The following is a 21,214-nucleotide window of genomic DNA, read 5'->3' on the forward strand; positions in this document are numbered from 1 at the left end:
ATCACCGGATGGACGCCGTGGACGGGGCAGGGGCGGCCACGACGGTGGTCCGGTGGCCGGGCCGCGCGGCGGGGCTGGCTCTCGCCTGCCATCCGGGGCCGGTGGTCGCGGTGACCGCGCTCGCCTGCGCCCTGGGCGTCGGGGCGGGCCTCTCCCCGGCGCGGCTCGCCCTGGTCGGGCTCGCGGTGCTGACCGGGCAGCTCTCGGTGGGCTGGTGCAACGACGCGTACGACGCGCGGCGCGATGCCCGCGCCGGCCGCCGGGGGAAGCCGGTGGCCGACGGCGTGGTCACCGTCCGCGCGGTGTGGGGGGCGGCGGCGGTCGCGGCCGTCCTGTGCGTACCGCTCTCGCTGGCCTGCGGCTTTGTGGCCGGTACGGTGCACCTGGCCGCGGTCGCCGCCGCCTGGCTGTACAACCTGAGGCTGAAGGCGACGGTCCTCTCCTGGGTCCCGTACGCGGCCGGGTTCGCCGCCCTCCCCTGCCTGGTGACGCTCAGCCTGCCGGACGCGCCCTGGCCCCGGTGGTGGACGGTCGCCGCGGGGGCGCTGCTGGGGTGCGCGGCGCATCTGGGCGACACCCTCCCGGACATCGGGGCGGACCGGGCCGCCGGCGTGCGGGGTCTGCCGCACCGGCTGGGCGCCACGGGGACGCGGCTGCTGCTTCCGGTCCCGCTCGTCGCGGCCACGGCCGTTCTGGTGCTCGGCCCGCCCGGTCCGGTGGGCGTCGCGGGCGCGGGTGCGCTCGTTCTCGCCGGTGCGGCGGCGCTGACGGGGCCGGTGCTCGGCGGGCCGTGGCGCAAGGCGGCGCTGGCGGGGGCGGTGGCCGTGGCGGCGGCGGACGTGGCGCTGCTGCTGGTCCGCGGCACAGCGCTGTCCTGAACCGAGCTCCTGAGCACCCTTCCTGACGGGACGTCATGCACCATGCCTCGATGACGTGAACATGCGAGAACCGTTGACAAATCAGAAACGCACCAGAAATCTATGAACCTCAATCCGCAAAAGATTGACTGCATGGCTCAAATACCCAAGAACAGCGCGTTCTCTTCGGCATCACCGTGCCACTGCCCCTCCCCCGCCCCGTCCCCCCGTGGAAGCAGAGGACAGCATGAGATGGAAACGACTCACCGAAAGATCGCTCACCGGGCTGCTCATAGCCGGGCTGGTCACGGTCGGCCTCCTGCCCGTCTCGGCGGCGGCGGCTGAACCCGTCGACCTCGCCCGGGGCAAGAGCGTCACCGCCAGCGGATCGCACGGCGGCTACCCCGCCGTCAACGCCAACGACGGCCAGGTGAACACCTACTGGGAGGCGAACGGGCACCCTTCGACCCTCACGGTGAAGCTGGGCGCCGACGCGGACCTCCAGTCCGTGGTGATCAAGCTCAACCCCGACCCGATCTGGGCCACCAGGACCCAGGAGTTCCAGGTGCTCGGCCGGACCCAGAACGCCGCCGGCTTCACCTCGCTCAAGTCCCGCGCCGGCTATGTGTTCGACCCGGCGGCCAACCGGAACACGGTGACGGTCCCGGTCAGCGGCCGGGTCGCCGACCTCCAGGTGCAGTTCTTCTCCAACAACGGCGCGCCCGGGGCCCAGGTCGCCGAGATCCAGGTGCTCGGGACGCCCGCGCCCAACCCGGACCTGACGGTGAGCGCCCTGTCCTGGAGCCCCTCGACGCCCTCCGAGACCGACATCATCACGATCCAGGGGACCGTCCGCAACGCCGGTACGGCTCCCTCGGCCGCGACCACCGTCAACGTGAGCCTGGGCGGCGTGGTCGTGGGCAGCGCCCCGGTCGGCCCGCTCGCGGCGGGCGCCTCGGCTCCCGTCTCCGTGGGCGTCGGCAAGCGGCCGCAGGGCTCGTACACCGTGTCGGCGCTGGTGGACCCGTCCGACACGATCGTCGAGTCGGACGAGACCAACAACAGCCGCACCACGGCCTCCCCGCTGGTGGTGGGCCAGAGCCCCGGCCCCGACCTGGAGGTCCGCTCCATCACCTCCAGCCCGTCCAACCCGGCGGTCGGCGCGGCGGTCACCTTCACCGTGGCCGTGCACAACCGGGGCACCGGCGCGGTGAGCGCGGGCACGGTCACCCGGCTGACGGTGGGCTCCACCACCCTCAACGGCACGACCCCGGCCGTTCCGGCGGGCGGCACGGTGAACGTCGCCATCGGCGGCAGCTGGACGGCGGCGAGCGGCGGGGCCACCCTGACCGCCACGGCCGACGCGACGAACCTGGTCGCGGAGACCAACGAGAACAACAACGTGCTGGCCCGCTCGATCGTCGTCGGGCGCGGCGCGGCCGTACCGTACACGGAGTACGAGGCGGAGGACGCCGCGTACCAGGGCACCCTGCTGACGTCGGACGCCGAGCGCACGTTCGGGCACACCAACTTCGCCACCGAGTCCTCCGGCCGCAAGTCGGTGCGGCTCAACTCCACCGGCCAGTACGTGGAGTTCACGTCCACCAACCCGTCGAACTCGATCGTCGTCCGCAACTCGGTCCCGGACGCGCCGGGCGGCGGCGGCCGTGACGCGACCATCAGCCTGTACGCCAACGGCCAGTTCGTCCGCAAGCTGACCCTCTCCTCCAAGCACAGCTGGCTGTACGGGAACACCGACAGCCCCGAGGGCCTGACCAACACCCCGGGCGGCGACGCGCGGCGGCTGTTCGACGAGTCGCACGCGCTGCTCGCGCAGACCTACCCGGCGGGCACCAAGTTCCGTCTCCAGCGGGACGCGAGCGACAACGCCGCCTTCCACATCATCGACCTGATCGACCTGGAGCAGGTGGCCGCGCCCACGGCCCAGCCGTCCGGCTGCGTCTCCATCACGACGTACGGCGCGGTGGCGAACGACGGGATCGACGACACCGCCGCGATCCAGCGCGCGGTGACGGCGAACCAGAACGGCCAGATCGGCTGCGTCTGGATCCCGGCCGGCCAGTGGCGCCAGGAGCAGAAGATCCTCACCGACGACCCGCTCGACCGGGGCCAGTGGAACCAGGTGGGCATCCGCGACGTGACGATCCGGGGCGCGGGCATGTGGCACTCCCAGCTCTACACGCTGACCCCGCCGCACGAGGCGGGCGGGATCAACCACCCGCACGAGGGCAACTTCGGCTTCGACATCGACCACAACACGCAGATCTCCGACATCGCGATCTTCGGCTCCGGCACGATCCGCGGCGGTGACGGCAACCACGAGGGCGGCGTCGCGCTCAACGGCCGCTTCGGCAAGGGCACGAAGATCAGCAACCTCTGGATCGAGCACGCCAACGTGGGCGTATGGGCGGGCCGCGACTACGACAACATCCAGGCCCTGTGGAACCCGGGCGACGGCGTCGAGTTCACCGGGATGCGGATCCGCAACACCTACGCAGACGGCATCAACTTCGCCAACGGCACCCGTAATTCGACGGTGTACAACTCCTCCTTCCGCAACACCGGCGACGACGCCCTCGCCGTCTGGTCCAGCAAGTACGTCAAGGACCAGTCCGTCGACATCGGCCACGACAACAGCTTCCGCAACAACACCATCCAGCTGCCGTGGCGGGCCAACGGCATCGCGATCTACGGCGGTTACGGCAACAAGATCGAGAACAACGTCATCTCCGACACCATGAACTACCCGGCCATCATGCTGGCGACCGACCACGACCCGCTGCCCTTCTCCGGGCAGACCCTGATCGCCAACAACGCCCTGTACCGCACCGGCGGAGCCTTCTGGAACGAGGACCAGGAGTTCGGCGCGATCACCCTCTTCCCGCAGAACCTGCCCATCCCCGGCGTCACGATCCGCGACACCGACATCATCGACTCCACCTACGACGGCATCCAGTTCAAGACCGGCGGCGGCCTGATGCCGGACGTGAAGATCCAGAACGTCAGGATCGACAAGTCCAACAACGGCTCCGGCATCCTCGCGATGGGCGGCGCCCGGGGCAACGCGACGCTGACCGACGTGACGATCACCAACTCGCGCGACGGCCATGTACTGATCGAGCCCGGCTCGCAGTTCACGATCACCGGCAGCCCGAACAGCGCACGCGCCAAGCGGTAGCACCCGCTGCAGGGTTCCCGGGCCGGCGGATCACCGCCGGCCCGGGAACACCCTTTCGCCTCCGCCGAATTGGCCCCCTCGCGGCTCTGGGAAGTGCGAGGTCCGGCCGCTACCCTCCGCGCATGATTCCCACGGTTGTCTGGGGTACCGGCAACGTCGGCCGCGCGGCGATCCGCGCCGTCGAGGCCCATCCGGCACTGGAACTCACCGCCGTCCTCGTCCACGATCCCGCCAAGGTCGGCCGCGACGCGGGCGAGTTGGGCGGACTCGCCCGCCCGCTCGGGGTCGCGGCCACCGACGACATCGCCGCCGTCCTGGCCGCCCGCCCCCGCGCGGTGGTCTACGCGGCGTCCGGCGACATCCGCCCCGACGACGCCCTCACCGACATCGGCCGGGCGATCCGGGCCGGGTCCGTCGTCGTCACGCCCTCCCTCTATCCGCTCTACGACCAGCGCAACGCCCCGCCGGAACTGCGGGACCCCGTCCTGGCCGCCGTCGCGGAAGGCGGCGGCTCCCTCTTCGTCTCCGGCGTCGACCCCGGCTGGGGCAACGACGTCCTGCCGCTCCTGGTCAGCGGTCTGGGCACCGAGGTGGACGTCATCCGCTGCCAGGAGATCTTCGACTACTCCACGTACGAGCAGGAGGACTCGGTACGCCATCTGATCGGCATGGGACACCCGCTGGACTACCAGCCGCTGATGCTGGCGGAGAGCGTCCCGACGATGGTGTGGGGCGGCCAGATACGCCTGATGGCCCGGGCGCTGGGCGTCGAACTGGACGAGATCCGCGAGACGTTGGACCGCCGGGCCCTGGAGAGCACGGTGCGCACCCGCACGATGGGCGAGTTCGCGGCGGGCACCCAGGGCGCGGTGCGGTTCGAGGTGCAGGGCGTCGTGGGAGGCGAGCCCCGCATCGTGATCGAGCACATCACCCGTATCCACCCCTCGTGCGCACCGGACTGGCCCTCCCCGCCGGACGGTGTGGGCGCGCACCGGGTGGTGATCGAGGGCCGCCCCCGTATAGAGGTGACGGTCGAAGCGTCCGACGAGGGCGAGAACCGGTCGGCGGGCGGGAACGCCACGGCGGTCGGGCGGCTCGTCTCGGCCATCGACTGGCTGGTGGACGCGAAGCCCGGCCTGTACGACGCACTCGACGTCCCGCTGCGGCCCGCTGTCGGCAGGCTGGGAAGGAGAACGACATGATCATCGACATCCCGGAGGGCCAGGAGCCCATCGGTTACGTATGGGGGGAGATGGTCCCCGGGATCGGGATGGCCGCCGCCGCGTTCTCGATGTCCGTGTACGAGCACACGACGCTGGGCCTGCGGGAGTTCGAGGCCGCGCGGCTGAGGGTCGCCCAGATCAACGGGTGCCTGTTCTGCCTGGACTGGCGGACCGAGCGGGACGGGGCGAAGGTCGAGGAGGAGTTCGCCGAAGCGGTGACCCAGTGGCGTACGACGGACGCCTTCGACGAGCGGACCCGGCTGGCGGCGGAGTACGCGGAGCGGTACGCGCTGGACCACCACGGTCTCGACGACGCCTTCTGGAAGCGGATGACCGCGCACTACAGCCAGGTGGAGATCGTGGAGCTGTCCATGAGCATCGGCTCCTGGCTGGCGTTCGGACGGCTCAACCATGTGCTGGGGATCGACGCGGTGTGCGTCCTGCCCGGTCACTGACGGAGTCCGGGGCCGCCGGGTTGGCACTCCCGGCCCCGGGCTCTCCGTGCGCCCGGTGGATCAGCGGCGCAGATCGGTGGCGATGATCCGCTCGATGTTGCGCTCGGCGAGCGCGGTGATCGTCACGAACGGATTGACGCTGGTGTTGCCGGGGATCAGCGCGCCGTCGATGACGTACAGCCCCGGGTAGCCGTGCAGCCGGCCGTAGTTGTCGGTGGCCTTGCCCAGGACGGCGCCGCCCAGCGGGTGGTAGGTGAGGTGGTCGCCCCAGATCTTGTAGGTCCCGAAGAGGTCCGTGCGGTAGATCGTCCCCTCCTTCTTGTTGATCCTGTCGAAGATGGTCTTCGCCGCGTCGATGGACGGCTGCTTCCACGCCGTCTGCCAGTTCAGTTCGGCCCGGCCCGCCGCGGCGTTCCAGGTGAACTCGGCGCGGTGCGGGTTCTTGGTGATCGAGAGGTAGAACGAGGCGTAGGTCTCGATCCCGGTGGGCAGCGGAGCGACCTCGGCGAACGCGCCGCCGGCGTCCCAGTTGTCGATGCCGCCGGTGGGGATGGACGACTGCACCTTGCCGGTCGGGTCCCACAGGTGGTTGGCCCGGCCGCACATGACGTTGCCGTTGTCGCCCCAGCCCTTGCCGATCTCGTTGTTGAGTGCGGGCAGCGCGCCGGTGGCCTTCAGGCCGACGAGCAGCTTGCTGGTGCCGACGCTGCCCGCGGCGAAGAAGACCCTGTCCGCCGTGACGGACTTGGTGGCGGTGGTCCGGCCGGTGGTGTCCAGCTGGTCGATGAGGACCGTGTAACCGCCGCCGGGGGCCGGAGAGACGGAGGTGACCTTGTGCAGCGGGGTGATGGCGACCCGGCCGGTGGCCCTGATCCGGTCGATGTAGGTCTTCTGGAGCGACTTCTTGCCGTAGTTGTTGCCGTAGAGGATCTCGGCGTCCAGTGCGGACTTGGGGACCGTTCCGGCGGCCTCCTGCTTCATGTAGTCCCAGTCGTACACGGCGGGCACGAAGAGGAACGGGAAGCCGGAGCGCTGCGCGTGCTTCCGGCCGACCCGGGCGTACTGGTAGCAGTCGACGGTGTCGAACCAGGCGGGGTCGATGGTGGTGACGCCGAGGCCCGCGTTGGCGCGCGGGTAGTAGGTGCCGTACATCTCCTCGGCGTTGACCGAGGGGAGGATGGCGGCGAAGTTCTCCCGGCGGGGGGTGACGGCCATGCCGCCGTTGACCAGCGAGCCGCCCCCGACGCCGCGCCCCTGGTAGACGGTGATGCCGGCGAACTCCTCGGCGTCCAGGATGCCGGTGTAGCGGTTGACGTGCTTGTCGATCGGGAAGCCGAGGAAGTTGCTGAGCGGCTGTTTGGTCCTGGTCCGCAGCCAGAAGGACCGGTCGTCGGGCTTGGTGGTGTTGGCGAAGATCTTGCCGTCCGCGCCGGGGGTGTCCCAGGCCATGCCCATCTCGATCATGTGCACGTCCGTGCCGGCCTGGGCGAGCCGGAGGGCGGCCACGGAGCCGCCGTATCCGGTGCCGACGATCAGCACCGGCACATGCGCGCCGAACCCGATCGGTGCGGCTGCCGCACGAGCGGCGGCCCAGGCGGGTGCGAGGGGCCCGGCGAGTGCCGCGACCCCGAGAAGAGAACTTGTTCCTGTGATGAATCTTCGGCGCGAGACGCCCTTGGATGCGCCGTCAGGCGCGGTAGTGTCACTCATGTGACATCCCTCACTCTCGACAGAGTGCAACAGGTTCTACTGTCGATGGCGTGGTAAGTCACTAGAAACTTCGGGGTAACTTCCCCGGGAACTTCGGCATGACTTCCCCGGTGCGGCCCCGCGCGCCCGGGGCCCGCTCCCGGTGGACATGCCGCCTCAGCGAGAGCGGCCGGAACTGCTTTGCCGCCCCGGTGCCGGGGGCGTGGCGGGTCGTTGCACGGGGGGTGCGGCGGCCTGGCGCGCCGGAGACGTGCCGGATCCTCGCGTCGGCTGGGCTGCCTTCCGCGTGGTTCCGGACGCGGGCGAGGTGGTGGAGCGCCCCCGGGCAGCCTGCGCGATGGACGGGGTCTGCCCGGTCGTGGCGGGAGCGTTGAGCATGGGCGCGGCCAGCGCGTCGACACGGGCCAGCCGTTTGTTCCACTCGGCGGCGCTCTCCCCGGCGGGCGTCGCCGTGGCTGCGCGGCGGGCCAGGAAGTCCTCACGGGTGGCGGGGGCCCACGGCCGGCTCCTCGTCTCCTCGACGGCTTGGCCGACCAGCTTGGCCGGCTCCCAGGCTCCATCGGGAGCCAGGCGCTTGCTGAAAGCGATCCCACCGGCGTCGACCAGATGCAGGGCGTCGGCCAGCCTCCGCTCCTCCACCACCGTCATGATGGCCGGGACGCCCTCGGTGATCCGCTGCTGCAACTCCACAGGGACCAGGAAGCTGTAGCCGGGGCCCTCGCTCAAAGCCCAGCGATGGCGGTCCATCACTCCGACCTCGGTCAGCGCCGGGTGCAGAGCGGTGTACGCCAGCTCCGTGCCGTACCCCTCGTCCCGGAAGGTCGCGACCCGCCCCAGGGTGTACTCCTCGTCCGTGAACGGACCGATGAACATGACGTTGAGCCGGCGCGCCAGGACCTCCTCGAGGATCGCGTCGCGCAGCACCCCGACGTCGGGCCCGCACAGCCGCGCCGCCTCCAGGGCTCCGCGTTCGCGGGCGAGCCGGTCGTAGTGCGGATGGAAGGCGAAGTGGTCGTCACCGTCGTAGAGCAGGGCGTCGGACAGTTCCAGCTGCTCGGCGACCACGGAACGCAGCGTGGTCTTCCGGGACCCCTGGGGCCCGCCGAGGATGACCATGCGCGGCGAGTCCTGCGACAGCAGATCACGGAGTCCGGGCTGCACGTCCTCCCGGAAGATGTCGGCGAGCTGCTCGTCCGACAGACGTCGCGGCGGCCGCTCCGGCTCAGCCATCGGTGCCGCCTTCGCGTACGGCGCGCAGCCGCTCCGGCATCTCCCGGAGGATCTCCGCGACCCGTTCGCGGTCGCCGGCGGTCAGGCTGTCCCGCTCCGCCAGAAAGGGCGCGCGCTCGGCGCGCAGGGCCTGCGCCTCCTGCCGGGTGGACGTCTCACCGATCCGGCCGCTGTAGGCGGCGATCAGCGCGCTGAGCAAGGCCCGCGCGCGCTCGTAGGAGTCCATTTCCGCTGCCGTCCACGGTGAAGACCGTGCGCCGCTCGACATCATCCGCCCCCGTGCATGATCACTCTGAAGTGTGCCAACAGACCTTACTTCCAGCGCCTGTTGATCCTATACTCGCACAGACGTGATCAGGTCGGCCCGCATGTGCACCACCACCAGGAAGGCCCCTCATGCCTCTTCCGCCGAACGCATGGCACAGGAGCAGCTACAGCGGTGACTTCGAGGACGCCTGCGTGGAGGCCCAGGCCCGACCGGACCTCGAAGGCGTGTCGGTCCGGGACTCCAAGGACCGCCGCCGCCTCCCGCTGACCGTCTCCGCGGCGGCCTGGCGCGACTTCCTCTCCGGACAACGGCAGAGGTGAACCTCCTCTCCGGACGATGGCAGAGGTGAGGTGAGCGCGGCATGCCGAAGGGGCCCCGGACCAGAGGATGGTCCGGGGCCCCTCGGGGTGCCGCGTACGGGAGATCAGTACGCGCCGAAGACGTTGTCGATCGAGCCGTAGCGGTCCGCGGCGTAGTTGCACGCGGCGGTGATGTTGGCGACCGGGTCGTAGCTGTCGGTCGAGGTGCCGGGCACGTGGTACGCCTGGAACGTCGGGTCGATGACCTGGAGCAGGCCCTTGGACGGGGTGCCCTTGACCGCGTTGGAGTCCCAGTTGTTGATCGCGTTCGGGTTGCCCGAGGACTCGCGGATGATGTTGCGGTGGATGCCCTCGTAGCTGCCGGGGATGCCGCGCTCGGCCATGATCGCCAGCGACTCCTTGATCCAGCCGTCGAGGTCGTTCGTGTACGTGGTGGGCGCGGCGGCAGCCGGGGCGGCCTTCGCCACGGGGGCGGCGGCGGTGCGCTCGGAGCGGTCGGCGCGCTTCGTCGTCGCGGAGCGGTCGGCGGACGGGGAAGCCTTGCCCGCCTTGGCGTCTGACGGAGCGCCAGCGGCCTTCGCGCCGATGGTCAGCGTGATACCCGGGTGAATAAGGTGCGGGTTCTCCCCGATGGCCTTCCGGTTGTTCTCGTACAGCTTCTTCCAGCCGCCGCTGACGGAATGCTCGCGGGCGATCTTGGAAAGCGTTTCGCCGGCCGCCACGGAATGCTCGGCGGACGCGGCCTTCGTCACGGAATTCACCTGGGCGCTCACGGAAACCGGAGCCACGGCCTTTTCGGCGGCGGAGTGCGCGGGTGCGGCGGAGGCGGTGGCGGCGCCGAGCAGCGGGAGGGCCAGAACGGCTCCGCCCGTGGTCACCGCGGCGATGCCGCGGCTCAGCGAGACGGACTTGGTACGGCGGTGCTTACCCTGTGCGGGCATGGGGAATTTCCTCTCCGGCGCCTACGAGGTGAGCTGTCGGGTTCAGACGGGAGATGTCTGGCCGCATGGCATGCGACTTCACCCCGAGCCGGTCCGGATAGCGGATCGGCGGCTTACCTGGGTCCCCCGCTCCTGCCGTGCGTGAGTGGGTTTCGGATTCCCGGACGGCGGCAGGATTCGGCGTTCCATCCGGATTGACCGTGACCGTAGGCGAAAAGGACCGGGCAGAACAAGCCCTGCAATTCCGGATCATCTTTTTCCGCAAGATCGAAAAAAGGAATTCCCGGACGCGCCCGTTCCGTCGCACTGTCAACTTTCTTGGCGCAGAAGGGAACCGAACCCTCCGCATACGCGTCCGCGCCTTCGGACGTGACGCTCACCACTCCGTGCGGGAGTGACCGAAATGCGAGGCCCCAAAAGCCTCAAGCCAATCAATAGCCCCTTTATGGAAGAGACGACCAAAAGATATAAATCGCCCATATCTCCGCCGAGAAACGGACTTTTCGGGCGGCTCCCCAGGGCCGCTCCAGCGCCCCGCGAGACCTTGGCTTACCGTGTGGGGGGAGACGAGTAAGCCAAGCCTTACCTCCGACGTACGCTGTAACCCGCCCGCGTCCGCCCGCCTTAAGGATCACCACGCCATGACACGCCCCGTCCGCGTCGCCATTGTCGGAGCCGGCCCTGCCGGTATCTACGCTGCGGACGCGCTGCTCAAATCCGAGGTCTGCCAGGACCCGGGTGTCTCCATCGACCTGTTCGAGCGCATGCCCGCGCCCTTCGGGCTGATCCGCTACGGCGTGGCGCCCGACCACCCCCGGATCAAGGGCATCGTCAAGGCGCTGCACCAGGTGCTGGACAAGCCGCAGATCCGCCTCTTCGGCAATGTCAGCTACCCGCACGACATCGGCCTGGACGACCTGCGGTCCTTCTACGACGCCGTGATCTTCTCCACCGGCGCGGAGGCGGACCGGGCGCTGGACATCCCGGGCATCGAGCTGGACGGCTCCTACGGCGCGGCCGAGTTCGTCTCCTGGTACGACGGCCACCCCGAGGTCCCGCGCACCTGGCCGCTCACCGCGGAGAAGGTCGCCGTCCTCGGCGTCGGCAACGTGGCGCTGGACGTGGCCCGGGTCCTGGCCAAGACGGCGGACGAGCTGCTGCCGACCGAGATCCCGGACAACGTGTACCAGGGCCTCAAGGCGAACAAGGCACTGGAGGTGCACGTGTTCGGGCGGCGTGGCCCGGCGCAGGCGAAGTTCAGCCCGATGGAGCTGCGGGAGCTGGACCACTCCCCCAACATCGAGGTCATCGTCAACCCCGAGGACATCGACTACGACGAGGGCTCCATCGCCACCCGGCGGGAGAACAAGCAGGCCAACATGGTCGCGCAGACCCTGGAGAACTGGGCGATCCGCGACGTCGGCGACCGCCCGCACAAGCTGTTCCTGCACTTCTTCGAGTCCCCGGTCGAGATCGTCGGCGAGGACGGCAAGGTCGTCGCGCTGCGCACCGAGCGCACCGAGCTGGACGGCACCGGCAACGTCCGGGGCACCGGCACGTTCACCGACTGGGACATGCAGAGCGTCTACCGCGCCGTGGGCTACTACTCGGAGGAGCTGCCCAAGCTGCCCTTCGACGTGGGCTCCGGCACCGTCCCGCACGAGGCGGGACGCGTCATCGCCGGGGGCGAGCACATGGCCTCCGTCTATGTCACGGGCTGGATCAAGCGCGGCCCGATCGGCCTGATCGGTCACACCAAGGGCGACGCCAACGAGACGGTCGCCTGTGTCCTGGAGGACCGCGCGGCCGGCCGTCTGGCCGAGCCGGCGACGCCCGCCCCGGAGGCCGTCGAAGCCTTCCTGGAGAGCCGGAACGTCCGCTACACGACCTGGGAGGGCTGGCACAAGCTGGACGCCCACGAGCAGGCGCTCGGCGTCGCGCAGGGCCGTGAGCGGATCAAGGTCGTGGAGCGCGAGGGCATGCTCGACGCGTCCGGCGCCTTCGTCCCGGCCGAGCGGCGCCCCGAGAGCTGATCCGATCAGCCCTCCGAAGGCTGATCGGAGCGGCCCTCCCGAGGGCTGATCAGGACCGTCACCCGTCGGGCCGGGCCCGGGGCGCGCTCGCCGTGCCGCCAGCACCCGGCCCCGGCCTTTGACCTGCACCCGGACCCGGCCCGCGGAACGTCCGCCACAGGCCCGGCGGGGCGGCGTCGCGGGAGAGCGGCGGCGGCTTCCGGGGGATGTGCGTCCAGCGGGCCGCGAGCAGGAGCGCGATGTCGTCGGGGCGGTCGGTGGCCTGCCTGGCCTCCCCGATCACCCGGTTCGCCGTCTCGGACAGCGGGACCGAGCCGACCCCGGCGATCGTGGCGCGCAGCCGTTCGATGCCCTCGTCGATGTCGGTCCCGGGTCGTTCGATGAGCCCGTCCGTGAACAGGGCGAGCACCGCCCCCGGGTCAAGCCGCAGCTCGGTGACCGGGTAGGTCGCCTGGCCGTCGATGCCGAGCACGATGCCGCCGGGCAGGTCCAGCACCTCGGTCCGGCCGTCCGGATGCCGCAGCACCGGCTGCGGGTGCCCGGCGCGCACGGCACGGGCGCGCCCCGTGACCGGGTCGAGGACGATGTAGCAGCAACTGGCGAACTGTCCCGGGTCCAGATCGATGAGCAGTCGGTTCGTGCCGCTCATCACCTCCTGCGGGTCGTGGTTGCTGAGCGCGAACGCCCGTACCGCACTGCGCAGTTGCCCCATGGTCGCGGCCGCCGCCACACCGTGCCCCTGGACGTCGCCGATGACCAGGGCGAGTTCGTGGCCGGTCTCGATGACGTCGTACCAGTCGCCGCCCACCTCCATGTGCTGGGTGCCGGAGAGATAGCGCCCCAGGGTGTCGACGCCGTCCACCTCCGGCAGCCGGTGCGGCAGCAGGGCGTCCTGGAGCCCACGGGCGAGGGCCGACTCGCTGTCGTACCGCTGGGCGCGTTGCAGGGCCTGGGCGATGAGCCCGGCGAGGGCGGTCAGGACCGTGCGCTCCTCCGGGCTGAAGCCCCGGGGCCGGTCGAAGCCGAGGATGCACGAGCCGACCGGCCGCCCGGAGGCGATCAGGGGCAGGAAGGCGCGCGCCCCGACGTCGGCGTCCATCGGGATGCCCGGATAGGCGTCCGCCAGACGCTGCATGGACTCGAAGAAGATCGGGCGGCCGGTGGTCAGGGTCTCCACCCCGGGGATGCTGACGTCGAGCCCGACCCCGTCGAAGCGGTCGAGGAACCCCTTGGGGAACCCCGTCTCCCAGGCGAGGTGGAGGTGACGCTCGCTCAGCAGGTAGATGGCGAGCTGCCGGCCGCCGAACGCGGGCAGCAGCTCCTCGGTGACCACGGCGGAGACCTGACGGGCCGTGACCGCCTCGGTGAGGGCGATGGCCAGGGCCACCGGGCGGTACAGCGCGGAGGACCGGTCGGCGGAGGAGCCGATGCCGAGGCCCGGCGAGGTGACGGAGCCGGGGGCGTACGCCGGCTGTTCGGTGGCCTGGAACACGGCGCTGAGCCCGTCGTGGCCCGGGTACAGGGAGACCGAGAGCCAGAGCGACGGGGCCCGCCGGGCGAGGAAGTGCACGGGTTCGTCGGAGATCAGGGCGGCCCGGTAGTGGTCCTCGTACGCCGGATGCCCGAACCACGGCAGGACCTCCCACACGACCCGGCCGACGAGCTCCGCCCGGGAGTGGCCCAGCAGCTCCTCCGCGAGCCCGTTGGCGTACGTGATCCGCCCGATCCGGTCCAGCGAGACGATCCCCCGGGGCAGCCGGTCCGCCGCCTCCGCGACGACGGGGCCCGCGCCGAGGTCGACCACGAAACCGGTCAGATGGCTCGCGCCGCCCTGCCCGTCCGGGTGGGTCCAGCGGCCGGAGAGCTCCAGCAGGTGGTACCTCCCGTCCGGGCCGCGCAGCCGCATCCGGCGGACCACCGGATCGGCCGACTCCACCGCCTGCCGGGCCAGCGCCCACAGCCCGTACACGTCTTCCGGCACGAGGCGCTCCGCGAGGGCGTCGACGGTGCCGGGGAACTCCGCCGGCTCCGTACCGAAGATCGCGCACAGGTCGTCGTCCGCGGTGAGGGCCCCGGAGTGGAGGTCCCAGTCGAAGCGGCCGACCCGCACCGGCGGCGCGGGCGCGGCCGGCAGCTGTACGGGGATCGGCTCGCCCTCCCAGACGACGGGCAGGCCCCGGGACTCCAGGTCGGCCAGCGCGGCCCCGAGGCGCGTGCCCAGACGCAGCAGCCGCTCCCCGTCCGCGGGAGCGACCTGCTCGCCCGGGGTGGCGGGCCGCAGGACGACCAGCACCCCCATGGACCCGGCGGGGCCGGTGATCGGGACCCACAGCGAGCCGAACGGGAACGGCAGCCCCGCCATCAGCTGCGGGAAGCGCCGCATGGCCTCCTCCGCGTCGGCCAGCAGCACGGGCCGCCCCGTGCGGTACGCCTCGGACACGGGGAACGGCCGGTTCACGTGCATCCGCCACCAGGGCCGGAACAGCTGCCCCGGCAGCCCGGCGAGCACGGCGAGGCGCAGCAGCCCGGGCGTGCCGGTGCGGAGGTAGACGCCGCCCGCGTAGCCCCCGGCCGACTCGACGGCGCTGACGACCCCCTGCGCGAGTACGAGGGACAGCTCGTCCGGTACTCGGCCGCTGTCGTCTCCCCCGGCCGGCGCCCCGCTGCCGGGGGACGGGGTGGGCCGGGTCGCATCGTGCCGGGTCACACAGCCAGCATGCTCCCCGCCGAGGGGGCCGCGCACATCGGCGGACCGGCCGGGGGCCGCTCCGGCCGGTCCGCCGTCCGTGTCTCAGTGCAGCTTGGCGACGGCGACGCCGGTGGTCTTCTTGAACCCCTTCAGCGGTGCGCCGGCCAGATCTCCCAGCTGCCCCCACTCCAGGACGGTGACCGTCCGCCCGTCCCGGCCCACCGACCAGAGGGCGATGTCGGTGGAGCCGATCTCCGGGTAGGACGTGTCGACGCTGTAGACGTACGCGCCCTCCTCCACGTTCACCCGCCCGTGGTATCGGCTCGTCCCCTCGAGGCCGGGATCCTGCTCCTTCAGCCGGTCCAGGCAGCTCGCGAGGCCGGCCCGGAGCTTGGCGGTGAGGGCCTTGGCCTTGGCCTCGGTGGGGGCGACCGTGTTCGTCTGACGGGCCCCGGTGTCGAGCTCGGTGCGGAAGTCCCGGTGCCGGGTGCCGGCGGCCGGGGTGATTCCTGCGGTGCACACGGAACCGTACTCGGGCAGCCCCTTGCGTACCGGACCGGCGGTCCAGGGGGTGAGGGAGGCGGGCCACTGGCCGGCGGAGAGGAACTTGGGGGCGGCGGGCGCGGCCGCCGCCGGTGCGGTGGACAGGGCGGTGACGGCCAGGCCCGTGGCCGCGGCGGCCACGAGTGCGGTGCGGACGGTGCGGGTGGTGCGCATGGATGAACTCCCCGTTCGGATGGCCGAGCAGATCGGTCCGGCGGATCGGCCGGATGGACGGCTCGGAGGAATCGGTCTGGTGGATCGATCGGGTGGAACGGCACCAGCGTGGGGCGGGCGCACCGGCGGCGACAAGCACGACACGGGATCCCGCCGGCACGGAACCGTCCCACCCCGACTGACGTGGGTGTTCTCAGCGGGGTGGAACGCGCCCCGGGACGGCCGGGGGAGGTCGAGCGGGTGTCGGGCGAGTGGGGAGCGGGCGAGAAGTCCGCGCGGGAGGCGTTCGCGGGGCGGCTGCGGGAGCTGCGGGAGGGCTCCGGCCGTACGTACGCGGCGCTCGCCCGACGTATCGGCGTCAGCGGATCGACGCTCCACCGGTACTGCACCGGGCAGACCGTGCCGGTGGAGTTCGCCCCGGTGGAGCGGCTGGCCCGGCTGTGCGGCTGCACGGGCGAGGAACGGGAAGCGCTGCACCGCCTGTGGCTGCGGGCGGAAGCGGAACGGACCGAGCGGCAGGAGGCGGGGCAGGTACCGGGGACGGAGACGGCGACTGCGACTGCGGCTACGGCTACGGCTACAGCTGCGACTACGGCTACGGCCGCGCCATCGGATGGCGAGCGCCCGGAAGCAGGCTCGGCCGCCGGGGCCGGCATCGTCACGGCACCGGGCCGCTCCCCCTCCGTACGGCGGTGGGTGCAGGCGCTCGCCGTCTGCGCCGCCGCGGCCGTGGCGCTCGTCCTGATCCCGGCCTTCGACGGTCCCTTCCGGCCGTCGCCCTCCGAGCCCCCCAAGCCCCCCGAGCCCCCCGAGCAGCGGCGGTCGGCGGCCCGGGACGAGGCCCCGCCGTTCACCTGGACCACCGACGATCACGTCTGGAAGTTCGGCTGCGGGCACGCCTACCTCGTCGACCGTCCGCCCGCCGCCGTCCCGCCGCCGCCCGCCGAGGTCGAGGCGGCGGCGTGGGCGGCGAGGCTCGAAGCGGTGCACGCGGGCGAGACCGGCGTACGCGTCACCCTCCAGGGCACGGACGAGCGGGCGGTGGTCCTCGAAGCGCTGCGGATCCGGGTGGTCGCGCGGCGGGCCCCTGCGCAGGGCCGGGTCCACACGATGAGCTCGGGCTGCGGCGGGGCGCTCACCCCGAGGATGTTCGACGTCGATCTCGACGCGGAGCGCCCCCTCGCCCGGTCCGTCCCGGGCAACGACTCCGGCGAGCCCATCACGGCGGTCTCCTTCCCGTACCGGGTGTCGGCCTCGGACCCCGAGGTCTTCCTCGTCACCGGGCGTGCGGCCCGCTGCGACTGCGACTGGGTGGCGGAGCTGAGGTGGAGCAGCGGGGGCCGGTCCGGCACGGCACGGATCGACGACGACGGACGCCCGTTCCGTACGAGTGGGGCGGCGGGCCGGCCCGTCCGCGAGTACGACTTCGCAGCCGGGCGCTGGGTACCCGGGGAGAGCGCCGCCCTGCCCTCGCCGGGACCCGGCTGAGGGCGGTGCGGTGGCCGTCCGGGTTCCGCTGCGGCCATCCTGGTGGCAGGCGGCCCGAGGCGGATGGCCTGCGGGGCGGTCGACGCTCTCTGTGGAGGTGCTGATGGATCCCGTGGCCGCTCTACGGCGTATCGCGTTCCTGCTGGAGCGCTCGCAGGCCGCCACCTACCGGGTGAGGGCCTTCCGCACGGCCGCCGAGGTCGTGACCGCGATGGCCCCCGGTGAGGCGGCCGAGCGGGTGGCGGCGGGAACCCTGGAACGGGTCTCCGGGATCGGGCCCCGTACGGCGCAGGTGATCCGGGAGGCCCAGGAGGGGGAGGTTCCGGGCTATCTGGAGCGGCTGGAGGAGGAAGCGACCGCCGGGCCCGCGCCCGAGGAGGGGCGCGAGCTGCTGTCCCGGCTGCGGGGCGACTGCCATCTCCACTCCGACTGGTCGGACGGCGGCAGTCCGATCGAGGAGATGGGCCGGACGGCGGCGGAGCTCGGCCACGACTGGGCGGTGCTCACCGACCATTCGCCCCGGCTGACGGTGGCGAGCGGTCTGTCGCCGGCGCGGCTGCGGGAGCAGCTCGCGGTGGTGGACCGGCTCAACGAGGAGTGGGCGCCGTTCCGCCTGCTGACGGGCATCGAGTGCGACATCCTGCCGGACGGCTCGCTCGACCAGGAGCCGGAGCTGCTGGAACGGCTCGACGTGGTGGTGGTCTCCGTCCACTCCAAGCTGCGGATGGACTCCGCCCCGATGACCCGGCGCCTGGAGGCGGCCGTACGCCATCCGCGGGCGAATGTGCTGGGCCACTGCACGGGCCGCCTGCTGTCCGGGCGCGGCCGGCCGGAGTCGCGGTTCGACGCGGACCGGGTCTTCGCCGCGTGCGCCGAGGCGGGGACGGCGGTGGAGATCAACTGCCGCCCGGAGCGGCTGGACCCGCCCCGCCGCCTGCTGCGCGAGGCCGTCGAGGCGGGAACCCTCTTCGCGATCAACACCGACGCGCACGCCCCCGGCCAGCTCGACTGGCAGATCAACGGCTGCGCGCGGGCCGAGGAGTGCGGCGTACCGGCGGACCGGGTGGTGACGACGTGGACGGCGGACCGGCTGCTGGAGTGGGCGGGGTCCTAGCCCCCGACGCCGGGGGGCGCACGTGAGACCCCGTCCTCCCCGGGTGAGGAACCCGGGGAGGACGGGGCGAGCCCCGCGCGGGGGCCGGTGGATTCAGGGCCGGCTACTTCTCGGGGTAGATGTCCCCGGCGGCCATCCCGCTCTGCTGCTCGCTCCGGTCCCGGATCGTCCGGGACTTCTTCTCCAGCCGCTCTCGCTCCTGCGGGTCGCTCGCGCGTTCCGCGGCCTCGGCGAGCTGCTGGGCCTTCTCACGCATCTGCCGCGCCAGGTCGGCGGGTTCGTCCGAACCGCTCATCACCACTCCTTGGACCAGGGGACCACTGCCCCCCAGCGAACCAGTGACGGGGCGCTTCCGCATCCCGCGCGCCGCCCGGAGGCGCGCGGGAAGCACCGGGAGCGCGGGAAGCATCGGGAGCGCGGGGAGCAGGGCGTCACGTCGTGGCCCGGCTCAGGCGTCGGACGAGCGCGCGTACCCGTGGGTGGCGCTCGTGGGCCTCGGCCGAGCGCCGGTCCAGCTCCTCGCCCAGCCGCTTCGTCCGCTCGTCGATGTCGAGCTCGGCCAGCACCCGGTCGATCTCGGCGAGCAGGGCCCCGTGCAGCTGCCACTGGCGGGGATGCTCCTGGACGTCCTCCAGGAGCAGGTCCGCCACCAGGTCGCGGGTGGCGCGGCTGCGGGCGAGCGCGTCAGCGAGCCGGTCCTCCGCCGCCTCGCCGTCCGCGGCGAGCGGGGTGGTGACCAGTTCGGCGAAGCTCTCGATGGCGTCGGCGAGCTGACCGAACAGCTCCTGGAGCAGAGCCGCCACATCGGCCGGGAACAGCGTCTCCTCCGTACGGGCTTTCGCCAGGTCGGTGAGGGTGCGGGACAGGACGCGCAGGACGACCGCGCAGATCTCCAGCGTGTCGAGTCCGGTGCGCAGGACCACCCGGTACAGCAGCCCTTGTCTCACCCTGGGGTTGAGGGTGAGACTTTCCTCCGCCTGTCGCAGGGAGGCGTCGACCTCGACGATGTCGTGGTCGAGTTTCCGGGCCTCGTGGAGCCGGGCCGCTGCCTGGGGAACGGGGTTGTTCCCCGTCACCTCCTCGCCCATGCTGCGCAGCATGGCGCCCATCCGGGTGGCCAGGGAGCCGATGGACGTGCCCGCCGACCTGACCCAGACGGGCGGGGCGAAGACCAGGTTGAACAGCAGTCCGACCACCGCCCCGATCAGCGTTTCCCAGACCCGGTCCCACGCGGTGTCGGCGACCTGGGAGACGCCGAGCACGAGCATCGCGCTGATCGCCACCTCGGGCACGAACTCGTTGACCCGCACCAGTCGGCCGATCATCAGCGAGGTGAAGATGGTCAGGCCGAGGCTCCACCAGCTCAGCCCCACCAGCGAGCTGAAGGCGATGGCGATGAGGACGCCCACGACGACGGAGTTCACCCTGCGGATGCCGGTGGTGAGGGTGGCGTACAGGGTTACCTGCACGACCAGCAGCGCGGTGAGGGGCGCGGTCAGCGGAGCGGGTTCGGGCAGGGCCCAGACGGCCACGGAGTAGGCGATGACGGCGGCCGCGGTCGAACGCAGCGTCTGCACGCCGGCGGGTTCGGTGGTGCGCTGTACGAGCTTGACGACGGGCGAGGAGACTCCAGGCATTCCTTGACGGTGCCCGATTTCCCGCCGCGCAGCGCTCCCTGTCCGGCGGTCCCTCCGTACGGCCCTGTGCCGGTGGCCGGACCGGGCCGGGCTCCCACCGCGTGCGCCGGAGGCCGGACAGAGAGACGCTGGAGCCATGGCTGTCGTACTGAACCCCCCTGGAGAGACGCCCCCCGCCGAGGGCTCGATCGGCGACGCCCATGAGGAACGCCCGGACGGTGGCGTGTGGGAGCACCCCGGTGTGTGGGTCGGCCTGATCGTGCTCGGGGCGCTGCTGGTCGCCGGGTTCTTCGTCGCACGGATCTTCGGCCTGGGATGAGCGGCCGGGTCCCGGGATGAGCGGCCGGAAGGCGTCGGCGTGAGCGGGCGAAAGCGGCCTTCCGCGCGCCGGATCACCGACGCGCTCATGGAGAACTGCGGGCGGACGTACGCCGATGAGGCGGGCATCCGGCTCAAGGACACCCCGCAGCCGCTGTACCAGGTGCTGGTGCTGAGCCTCCTGCTGAGCGCGCGGATCCGCGCCTCGGTCGCCGTGGCGGCCGCGCGGGCCCTGTTCGACCACGGCATGCGCACACCGCGTCGCATGGTGGACGCGACGTGGCAGCAGCGGGTGGACGCGCTGGGCGAGGGCCACTACCGGCGTTACGACGAGCGCACCGCCACCCAGCTCGGAGAGGGCGCACAGCTCGTCCTCGACATCTGGCGGGGCGACCTGCGCCGGCTGCGCGAGGAGGCGGACGGCGACCGGGACCGGCTGATGGAGGGGCTGCGGCGCGTCCCGGGCATCGGACCGGCCGGCGCCGACATCTTCGTACGCGAAGTGCAGTCCCTCTGGCCGGAGACCGGTCCCTGGGTGGGGGCCAAGGGGTTGCAGGGCGCGGAGCGGCTGGGCCTGCCCACCTCCCCCGGCAGGCTGGCCGGGGCGGCGCGGGGGCACGACGACGCGACGTTCGCGGCGGCTCTGGTGCGGGCGGCCCTCGACAAGGACGTCGTCGAGGCGGTCACCGAGGCGGCTCGGACGCGCTGACAGGACCAGGAGGCGCCGGGCCGGGCGTCGTCATCCCGATCGTGAGCCGCCGGACAGCCTTGAGCGCCCGTGCCGTCACGTTCGACGCGAACGGCACGGGCGCTCAGCCCTCCCTCAGCGGTCGGTGGCCGTCCGCAGTGCGCGGGCCCGCTCCTCCTGTCGGCGGGCCTCGGCCTGCTCCTGCCGGCCTTCGGCCTTCATCCGCTCGTCGCCGAGGGCGATACCGTCCGATTCCTTCTTCATGCCGCTGAGCCTTCGCGCTTTCGCGCGGGCCATGTCGGTGCTCTTACCCACAGGTGCCTCCAT

The 21,214-nt window shown here is 71.9% G+C and carries 19 protein-coding genes and 1 riboswitch; of the genes, 10 read left to right on the forward strand and 9 right to left on the reverse strand.

Features of this window, described 5'->3' with window-relative positions:
• The first annotated feature begins 8 nt into the window (after window positions 1-8).
• The 4 genes from ACLJPL_RS26345 (at window position 9) to ACLJPL_RS26360 (ending at window position 5,734) form a co-directional block, all read left to right on the forward strand.
• Window positions 9-878 (forward strand): UbiA family prenyltransferase, encoded by an 870-nt coding sequence (locus ACLJPL_RS26345; RefSeq protein WP_411083423.1) that lies wholly within the window; start codon window positions 9-11, stop codon window positions 876-878.
• A 226-nt stretch (window positions 879-1,104) separates the two neighbouring features.
• Window positions 1,105-4,056: a CARDB domain-containing protein gene (locus tag ACLJPL_RS26350; RefSeq protein ID WP_411083424.1), complete on the forward strand. Its 2,952-nt coding sequence runs from the start codon at window positions 1,105-1,107 to the stop codon at window positions 4,054-4,056.
• Window positions 4,057-4,178: 122 nt separating this feature from the next.
• Window positions 4,179-5,258 carry a dihydrodipicolinate reductase gene (locus tag ACLJPL_RS26355; protein WP_411083425.1) on the forward strand — a complete coding sequence of 360 codons (1,080 nt, stop codon included), beginning with the start codon at window positions 4,179-4,181 and terminating at the stop codon, window positions 5,256-5,258.
• Window positions 5,255-5,734, forward strand: a complete 480-nt coding sequence (locus ACLJPL_RS26360) for a carboxymuconolactone decarboxylase family protein (RefSeq protein WP_411083426.1) — start codon at window positions 5,255-5,257, stop codon at window positions 5,732-5,734. The genes ACLJPL_RS26355 and ACLJPL_RS26360 overlap by 4 nt, the downstream gene beginning before the upstream one ends.
• 60 nt (window positions 5,735-5,794) lie before the next feature.
• Here ACLJPL_RS26360 and ACLJPL_RS26365 read toward each other — a convergent pair whose 3' ends face one another.
• The 3 genes from ACLJPL_RS26365 to ACLJPL_RS26375 form a co-directional block, all read right to left on the reverse strand.
• Window positions 5,795-7,444 (reverse strand): GMC oxidoreductase, encoded by a 1,650-nt coding sequence (locus tag ACLJPL_RS26365; RefSeq protein WP_411083427.1) that lies wholly within the window; start codon window positions 7,442-7,444, stop codon window positions 5,795-5,797.
• 156 nt (window positions 7,445-7,600) lie between these two features.
• Complete coding sequence (locus tag ACLJPL_RS26370) at window positions 7,601-8,674, reverse strand: zeta toxin family protein (RefSeq protein ID WP_411083428.1); 1,074 nt, start codon at window positions 8,672-8,674, stop codon at window positions 7,601-7,603.
• A complete protein-coding gene (locus tag ACLJPL_RS26375) occupies window positions 8,667-8,900 on the reverse strand; it encodes a hypothetical protein (RefSeq protein WP_411083429.1) in 234 nt (77 codons plus the stop codon). Before ACLJPL_RS26375 ends, ACLJPL_RS26370 begins: the two co-directional genes overlap by 8 nt.
• A 170-nt stretch (window positions 8,901-9,070) precedes the next feature.
• Here ACLJPL_RS26375 and ACLJPL_RS26380 point away from each other — a divergent pair, with 170 nt between their 5' ends.
• Complete coding sequence (locus ACLJPL_RS26380) at window positions 9,071-9,262, forward strand: DUF397 domain-containing protein (RefSeq protein ID WP_411083430.1); 192 nt, start codon at window positions 9,071-9,073, stop codon at window positions 9,260-9,262.
• Window positions 9,263-9,366: 104 nt separating this feature from the next.
• Here ACLJPL_RS26380 and ACLJPL_RS26385 read toward each other — a convergent pair whose 3' ends face one another.
• Window positions 9,367-10,203 carry a transglycosylase SLT domain-containing protein gene (locus tag ACLJPL_RS26385; protein ID WP_411083431.1) on the reverse strand — a complete coding sequence of 279 codons (837 nt, stop codon included), beginning with the start codon at window positions 10,201-10,203 and terminating at the stop codon, window positions 9,367-9,369.
• A gap of 3 nt (window positions 10,204-10,206) precedes the next feature.
• A riboswitch (cyclic di-AMP (ydaO/yuaA leader) is annotated at window positions 10,207-10,396 on the reverse strand.
• 448 nt (window positions 10,397-10,844) lie between these two features.
• On the opposite strand from ACLJPL_RS26385, the gene ACLJPL_RS26390 reads away from it, so the two are divergent.
• Complete coding sequence (locus tag ACLJPL_RS26390) at window positions 10,845-12,236, forward strand: FAD-dependent oxidoreductase (protein ID WP_411083432.1); 1,392 nt, start codon at window positions 10,845-10,847, stop codon at window positions 12,234-12,236.
• A 58-nt stretch (window positions 12,237-12,294) separates the two neighbouring features.
• Here ACLJPL_RS26390 and ACLJPL_RS26395 read toward each other — a convergent pair whose 3' ends face one another.
• On the reverse strand, window positions 12,295-14,943 hold the full coding sequence (locus ACLJPL_RS26395; RefSeq protein WP_411083433.1) for a SpoIIE family protein phosphatase: 2,649 nt from the start codon (window positions 14,941-14,943) through the stop codon (window positions 12,295-12,297).
• Window positions 14,944-15,027: 84 nt separating this feature from the next.
• Window positions 15,028-15,642, reverse strand: coding sequence for a hypothetical protein (locus tag ACLJPL_RS26400; protein WP_411083434.1), 615 nt, complete (start codon window positions 15,640-15,642; stop codon window positions 15,028-15,030).
• Window positions 15,643-15,825: 183 nt separating this feature from the next.
• On the opposite strand from ACLJPL_RS26400, the gene ACLJPL_RS26405 reads away from it, so the two are divergent.
• Both ACLJPL_RS26405 and ACLJPL_RS26410 read left to right on the forward strand, forming a co-directional pair.
• A complete protein-coding gene (locus tag ACLJPL_RS26405; RefSeq protein WP_411083435.1) occupies window positions 15,826-17,130 on the forward strand; it encodes a helix-turn-helix domain-containing protein in 1,305 nt (434 codons plus the stop codon).
• Between the two features lie 103 nt (window positions 17,131-17,233).
• Window positions 17,234-18,244, forward strand: a complete 1,011-nt coding sequence (locus tag ACLJPL_RS26410; RefSeq protein WP_411083436.1) for a PHP domain-containing protein — start codon at window positions 17,234-17,236, stop codon at window positions 18,242-18,244.
• A 103-nt stretch (window positions 18,245-18,347) separates the two neighbouring features.
• On the opposite strand, the gene ACLJPL_RS26415 is transcribed toward ACLJPL_RS26410, so the two are convergent.
• Together ACLJPL_RS26415 and ACLJPL_RS26420 are read right to left on the reverse strand one after the other, a co-directional pair.
• Complete coding sequence (locus ACLJPL_RS26415) at window positions 18,348-18,539, reverse strand: DUF6381 family protein (RefSeq protein WP_366822656.1); 192 nt, start codon at window positions 18,537-18,539, stop codon at window positions 18,348-18,350.
• Between the two features lie 136 nt (window positions 18,540-18,675).
• Window positions 18,676-19,881 carry an FUSC family protein gene (locus ACLJPL_RS26420; protein ID WP_411083437.1) on the reverse strand — a complete coding sequence of 402 codons (1,206 nt, stop codon included), beginning with the start codon at window positions 19,879-19,881 and terminating at the stop codon, window positions 18,676-18,678.
• A gap of 136 nt (window positions 19,882-20,017) precedes the next feature.
• On the opposite strand from ACLJPL_RS26420, the gene ACLJPL_RS26425 reads away from it, so the two are divergent.
• Together ACLJPL_RS26425 and ACLJPL_RS26430 are read left to right on the forward strand one after the other, a co-directional pair.
• Window positions 20,018-20,200, forward strand: a complete 183-nt coding sequence (locus tag ACLJPL_RS26425) for a DUF6480 family protein (RefSeq protein ID WP_411083438.1) — start codon at window positions 20,018-20,020, stop codon at window positions 20,198-20,200.
• Window positions 20,201-20,287: 87 nt separating this feature from the next.
• Window positions 20,288-20,908, forward strand: a complete 621-nt coding sequence (locus ACLJPL_RS26430) for an endonuclease (RefSeq protein ID WP_411083471.1) — start codon at window positions 20,288-20,290, stop codon at window positions 20,906-20,908.
• A gap of 114 nt (window positions 20,909-21,022) precedes the next feature.
• On the opposite strand, the gene ACLJPL_RS26435 is transcribed toward ACLJPL_RS26430, so the two are convergent.
• Window positions 21,023-21,202 (reverse strand): hypothetical protein, encoded by a 180-nt coding sequence (locus ACLJPL_RS26435; protein ID WP_411083439.1) that lies wholly within the window; start codon window positions 21,200-21,202, stop codon window positions 21,023-21,025.
• Between the last annotated feature and the right edge of the window lie 12 nt (window positions 21,203-21,214).

The sequence above is a fragment of the Streptomyces sp. cmx-18-6 genome (assembly GCF_046548915.1).
Taxonomy (GTDB): domain Bacteria; phylum Actinomycetota; class Actinomycetes; order Streptomycetales; family Streptomycetaceae; genus Streptomyces.